Annotated in this window: 6 protein-coding genes and 1 pseudogene; 3 read left to right on the plus strand and 4 right to left on the minus strand. The window is 70.2% G+C overall.

The features are described 5' to 3' along the window. Positions 1-164: pseudogene (locus CR938_RS13685) on the plus strand (IS1595 family transposase); the annotation flags it as partial. Between the two features lie 305 nt (positions 165-469). Here CR938_RS13685 and CR938_RS13690 read toward each other — a convergent pair. The 4 genes from CR938_RS13690 to groES form a co-directional block, all read right to left on the minus strand. Continuing rightward, positions 470-1,549 carry a 3-deoxy-7-phosphoheptulonate synthase gene (locus tag CR938_RS13690; RefSeq protein WP_162125528.1) on the minus strand — a complete coding sequence of 360 codons (1,080 nt, stop codon included), beginning with the start codon at positions 1,547-1,549 and terminating at the stop codon, positions 470-472. A gap of 100 nt (positions 1,550-1,649) precedes the next feature. Beyond that, positions 1,650-1,775: a hypothetical protein gene (locus tag CR938_RS14820; RefSeq protein ID WP_281350286.1), complete on the minus strand. Its 126-nt coding sequence runs from the start codon at positions 1,773-1,775 to the stop codon at positions 1,650-1,652. Positions 1,776-1,993: 218 nt separating this feature from the next. Then, positions 1,994-3,625: a chaperonin GroEL gene (groL, locus tag CR938_RS13695; protein ID WP_162125529.1), complete on the minus strand. Its 1,632-nt coding sequence runs from the start codon at positions 3,623-3,625 to the stop codon at positions 1,994-1,996. A gap of 60 nt (positions 3,626-3,685) precedes the next feature. Beyond that, entirely contained in the window at positions 3,686-3,976 is a 291-nt protein-coding gene (gene groES, locus CR938_RS13700) for a co-chaperone GroES (RefSeq protein ID WP_162125530.1), read from the minus strand. Between the two features lie 303 nt (positions 3,977-4,279). On the opposite strand from groES, the gene cutA reads away from it, so the two are divergent. Together cutA and CR938_RS13710 are read left to right on the plus strand one after the other, a co-directional pair. After that, a complete protein-coding gene (cutA, locus tag CR938_RS13705; protein ID WP_246191100.1) occupies positions 4,280-4,609 on the plus strand; it encodes a divalent-cation tolerance protein CutA in 330 nt (109 codons plus the stop codon). A gap of 5 nt (positions 4,610-4,614) precedes the next feature. Beyond that, positions 4,615-5,643, plus strand: coding sequence for a protein-disulfide reductase DsbD domain-containing protein (locus tag CR938_RS13710; protein WP_162125532.1), 1,029 nt, complete (start codon positions 4,615-4,617; stop codon positions 5,641-5,643). Positions 5,644-5,688: the final 45 nt, after the last annotated feature.

A 5,688-nucleotide genomic window follows, 5' to 3' on the forward strand; every position in this document is an offset into this window, starting at 1 on the left:
TCCGCCAGGCCAAGTACGCGCGGCGCTACCTGGCCGAAGCCGCCTACCGGTTCAACCGTCGCTTCCGCCTGCATGAGATGCTGCCGCGACTGGCCACCGCCATGCTGCGCTGCAAGCCTTGCCCCGAGCCGGTCTTGCGCGCTGCGAGCAATTTTCATGGCTGAGGGTCGGGGCTAATCAGGATTAAAAAAGCCCGCCGGCAGCGAACTGTCTGGCGGGCCTGCTCCCTCCCCCACGTCGGGATGCGTGGGCATCGTGAAGGAGCCGTTAGCCGCTTTGCACGCTGCACTGCAAAAAAGACCAGATGGCCGCCACTTTGCCGCCAGTTCGCCGAAAATGCTGAATAGGGAACAATCCCGTGATGTTATCGGTAACAGAGAGACGCGGACAGGACCGCCGGCGGGGCGCGCCGGAACGGCCCGGAAACCGGCTTCCGGCCCCTTCCCCCCCCCTTTTTGCGCAAAACGGTTCAGGCCGCGGCCCCGGCCAGGCACCGGCCGCGGCGCTGGCGGACCGCCGTGGCCAGGCGCTGCAGCACCTCCACCGAGGCTTCCCAGCCCAGGCAGCCGTCGGTGATGCTCTGGCCGTAGGTCAGCGGGCGGCCCGGCACGAGGTCCTGGCGGCCGCCGACCAGGTGGCTTTCCACCATCATGCCGACGATCCGGCGTTCGCCGGCCTCCAGCTGGCGGGCCACGTCCTCGACCACCCGCGGCTGGTTGTCCGGGTCCTTGCCGCTGTTGGCATGGCTAGCGTCGACCATCAGCCGCGCCGGCAGGCCGGCCCGTTCCAGCACCTCGGCCGCGGCCTGCACGCTGGCGGCGTCGTAGTTGGGCACCTTGCCGCCGCGCAGGATCACGTGGCAGTCCGGGTTGCCCGAGGTGGCCGCCACCGCGCACCGGCCGTCCTTGGTCACGGCCAGGAAATGGTGCGGGTGGGAGGCGGCCATCACCGCGTCGGCGGCGATGCGCACGTTGCCGTCGGTGCCGTTCTTGAAGCCCACCGGGCAGGACAGGCCGGAGGCCATCTGCCGGTGGATCTGGCTCTCGGTGGTGCGCGCGCCGATCGCGCCCCAGGCCACCAGGTCGGCGATGTACTGCGGCGAGATCGGGTCCAGGAACTCGCAACCGGCCGGCACGCCCAGCAGGTTGATGTCGCGCAGCAGCGCGCGGCCGACGTACAGGCCCTTGTTGATGTCGAAGCTGCCGTCCAGGTCCGGGTCGTTGAGCAGGCCCTTCCAGCCGACGGTGGTGCGTGGTTTCTCGAAGTAGACGCGCATCACGATTTCCAGCGCGTCGCCCAGCGCCTCGCGCAGCGGGCGCAGGCGGGTGGCGTATTCCATCGCCGCCACCGGGTCGTGGATCGAACACGGGCCGATCACCACCGCCAGGCGGTCGTCCTGCCCGTGCAGGATGCGGTGCAGGGCGCGGCGGGCGTCGGCCACGGTCTGCGAGGCGGCCTCGTCGCAGGGCAGGCGCGCGATCAGCTGGGCGGGCGCGACCAGCGCATCGATGCGGCGGATGCGGAGGTCGTCGGTGTGCGGGGGAACCATGGGTGCTCCTCGGGTCGGTGCACCGCCGCGGGCCGGGCGACGAAAAAGCCGCCAGGACTGCTGGCGGCTTTCAGGGGTGTGTTGCGGTGTTTCGCTCTGCTCAGGCCACGCGCGCCCCTTCCTCCGCCAACGGCTTCGGAAAGTAGTACCAGAAGTGGAAGCGGGCGCGGCCTGCGGTCATGGGGCCATTGATAGCACGGCTTTTTGTGCGGTGCCACAGTTTCATCCGCAACTCCGTCCCGGCCCCGAGGCGAAGAGCACACGCCGGCGGCCTTCGCGGGAGCGGCGCTGGCCTGCGGCGGCGCGGCCGCCGCCCACGCGCCCGGATCCGCAAAGCGCATCGCGCCGCGCCGGTTCCGCGCGAGCAACCCGCGCGGACAAAAAAGAAGGCCCCGCCTGGGCGGGGCCTTCCCGGGTACTGCGTGGATCGGCCTGGGGCCTGGATCAGAAGTCCATGCCGCCCATGCCGCCCATGCCACCGGCCGCCGGCTCTTCCTTCTTCGGCAGCTCGGCCACCATGGCCTCGGTGGTGATCATCAGGCCGGCGATCGACGCGGCGTTCTGCAGCGCGGTGCGGGTGACCTTGGTCGGGTCCAGGATGCCGAACTGCACCATGTCGCCGAATTCGCCGGTGGCGGCGTTGTAGCCGAAGTTGCCGTCGCCTTCCTTGACCTTGTTGACGATGACCGACGGCTCCTCGCCGGCGTTGGTGACGATCTCGCGCAGCGGGGCCTCCATGGCGCGCAGGGCGATCTGGATGCCGTGGTTCTGGTCCTCGTTGGCACCCTTCAGGCCCTCGATGGCCTTCTTGGCACGGATCAGGGCCACGCCGCCGCCCGGCACCACGCCTTCCTCGACGGCCGCACGGGTGGCGTGCAGGGCGTCCTCGACGCGGGCCTTCTTCTCCTTCATCTCGACCTCGGTGGCGGCACCGACCTTGATGACGGCCACGCCGCCGGCCAGCTTGGCCACGCGCTCCTGCAGCTTCTCGCGGTCGTAGTCGGAGGTGGTCTCCTCGATCTGGGCCTTGATCTGCTTGATGCGGGCCTCGATCGCGGAAGCCTCGCCGGCGCCGTCGATGATGGTGGTGTTCTCCTTCGAGACCACGACCTTCTTGGCGCGGCCCAGGTCCTTGATGGTGGCCTTCTCGAGCTGCAGGCCGACCTCCTCGGAGATCACGGTGCCGCCGGTCAGGACGGCCATGTCCTCCAGCATCGCCTTGCGGCGGTCACCGAAGCCCGGGGCCTTGACCGCGCAGACCTTGACGATGCCGCGGATGGTGTTGACCACCAGGGTCGCCAGGGCCTCGCCCTCGACCTCCTCGGCCACGATCAGCAGCGGCTTGCCGGCCTTGGCCACGCCCTCGAGGATCGGCAGCAGGTCGCGGACCGACGAGATCTTCTTGTCGTGCAGCAGGACGAACGGATCATCCAGCTCGCACTGCATCGACTGCTGGTTGTTGATGAAGTACGGCGACAGGTAGCCGCGGTCGAACTGCATGCCCTCGACCACGTCCAGCTCGTTCTCCAGGCCCGAGCCTTCCTCGACGGTGATGACGCCTTCCTTGCCGACCTTCTTCATCGCCTCGGCGATGATGTTGCCGATCGACTCGTCGCTGTTGGCCGAGATGGTGCCGACCTGGGCGATGGCCTTGTCGTCGGCGGTCGGCTTGGACAGCTTCTTCAGCTCCTCGACCGCGGCGGTCACGGCCTTGTCGATGCCGCGCTTGAGGTCCATCGGGTTCATGCCGGCGGCCACTGCCTTCATGCCCTCGCGGATCATGGCCTGGGCCAGCACGGTGGCGGTGGTGGTGCCGTCACCGGCGTTGTCGGAGGTCTTGGAGGCGACCTCCTTGACCATCTGGGCGCCCATGTTCTCGAACTTGTCGGACAGCTCGATCTCCTTGGCGACGGACACGCCGTCCTTGGTGATCGTCGGGGCGCCGAAGCTCTTCTCGAGCACGACGTTGCGGCCCTTCGGGCCCAGGGTCGCCTTGACGGCGTTGGCGAGGATGTTCACGCCGCGCAACATGCGGGCGCGGGCGTCTTCACCGAAGCGGATATCCTTGGCAGCCATTGCGGTATTACCTCAGTTGAATGGGGTTGCGTTTCGCGGAAACGGAGGGAGCGCGGGCGGTCAGCCCAGGATCGCGAGGATGTCGTCTTCCCTGACCACCAGGTACTCGACGCCGTCGAGCTTGACCTCGGTGCCGCTGTACTTGCCGAACAGCACCTGGTCGCCGACCTTCACCTTCGGGGCGCGAACATTGCCGTTGTCGAGCACCTTGCCCTCGCCGACGGCGACGACCTGACCCTTGATCGGCTTCTCGGCGGCCGAATCGGGGATCACGATGCCACCGGCGGAGACCTTCTCCTCCTCGGTGCGCTTGATCACGACGCGGTCGTACAGCGGCTTGATGTTGCTCATTTCAATCCCTCTTAAGTGATTGACAGGGTTGCAAAATGGGCGGCGAGTCTAGCACTCGCCCCCTGCGAGTGCCAGCGCCGCGGACGGTAGTAACCGGACGTGGGCCGGCATGTCCGGGCAAATGGGGTGGGGCCGGCCGGCTTTCAAGGGCCGCCGCGCGAAATCCGTCTCCCGGCCCCGACGACGGCGCGGACGGCGAACCTCCAAGCCTGCCGCAGGGACGGTTGCCGGGGCGTGAGCGATGGTTGCCAAGGCAACCGCTGCCGCGACCCGAGGCTCGCCCCGGTTAAGATGGGTCCCCCCATGGACATCCATCTCGTCTTCTGCAGCTGTCCGGACCGTGACAGCGCCGGGCGGCTGGCCGCCTCGGCGGTCGAGGCCAGGCTGGCCGCCTGCGCCAGCGTGCTGCCGGGCATGCGCTCGGTGTACCGCTGGCAGGGCCGGATCGAGCAGGCCGACGAGGTGCTGCTACTGCTCAAGACCCGGGCCGCGCTGGTCCCGGCGCTGACCGAACACCTGCGCGCCGCCCATCCCTATGAACTGCCGGAGGTGCTCGCGGTCCAAGCGGCCGGCGGGCTGCCCGCCTACCTGGCCTGGGTGGCCGAAGAGACCCGCCGGAGCGAACGAGCTTGAACCCGATGAACCGTCCCTTCCTGGCCGCCCTGCTGGGGCTGCTGTCCGTCCTGCTGCCCCGCCCGTCGTCCGCCGCCGTGGACGAGGCCGCGCTGCTGCCGGTGGACGAGGCCTTCGTCCTGCAGGCCCACGCCCCGTCCCGCGAGCGCATCGAACTGCAGTGGCGCATCGCCGACGGCTACTACCTGTACCGCCACCAGATCCGGGTCAAGGCCAGCGGCGGCTTCACCGGCGGCGAGCTCGAGCTGCCGCCCGGCAGGCCGCACGTGGACGAGTTCTTCGGCCGGGTGGAGACCTACCGCGGCCGGCTGCTGGCCACCCTGGCCGGCCAGCCTGCCGCCCCCCCCGCCCCGGCCGTGCTCGAGGTCCGCTACCAGGGCTGCGCCGACGCGGGCATCTGCTACCCGCCGCAGACCCGCCACCTGCGGGTGGACCTGCCCCCGGCGGAGGGGGCCGCCGCGCTCGCCGGCCTGGCGACCACCGGCGGTGGCGGCCTGCGCGGCCTGCTGCCGAACCAGCCGGCCCTGCCGGAGTCGCGCGCGTTCCGGGCCGAGGCCATCGCCGACGGCGGCAACCGCGTGCTGGTGCGCCTGCAGCCGGCGCCGGGCTACTACATCTACCGCGACCGCAGCCGCTTCGAGCTCAAGGGCGCCGACGGCCTGGAGGCGCTGACCCCGCGCTGGCCACAGGGCACCCGCCACCGCGACGAGCACTTCGGCGAGGTGATGGTCTATTTCCAGGCGGTGGAGGTCGAGGTCCCGATCCGGCGCGCGCACCCGCGCCCGGCCAAGGGCACCCTGGTGGTGACCTTCCAGGGCTGCCAGGACGGCGGCATCTGCTATCCGCCCATGACCCGCCGGCTGCGCGTGTCGCTGCCGGAGGGCAAGGTGGACACGCCGGCCGCGCTGATCCCGGCGCCGGCCGCGCCCGCGGAAGCACCCGCCGGCGGGGTGGCCGCCCCGGCCAGCGAACCGGCCGCGCCCGCGCCGGCGCCCGCCGAGCCGGGGCAGCAGCGGTCTCTTCTAAACATCTGAAGCTGCCGGCGACTAGAGAGGGGGGGGCGGCGCCGGGAGTGGGCG

It is taken from the genome of Pseudoxanthomonas taiwanensis (assembly GCF_010093135.1).
Taxonomy (GTDB): domain Bacteria; phylum Pseudomonadota; class Gammaproteobacteria; order Xanthomonadales; family Xanthomonadaceae; genus Pseudoxanthomonas; species Pseudoxanthomonas taiwanensis.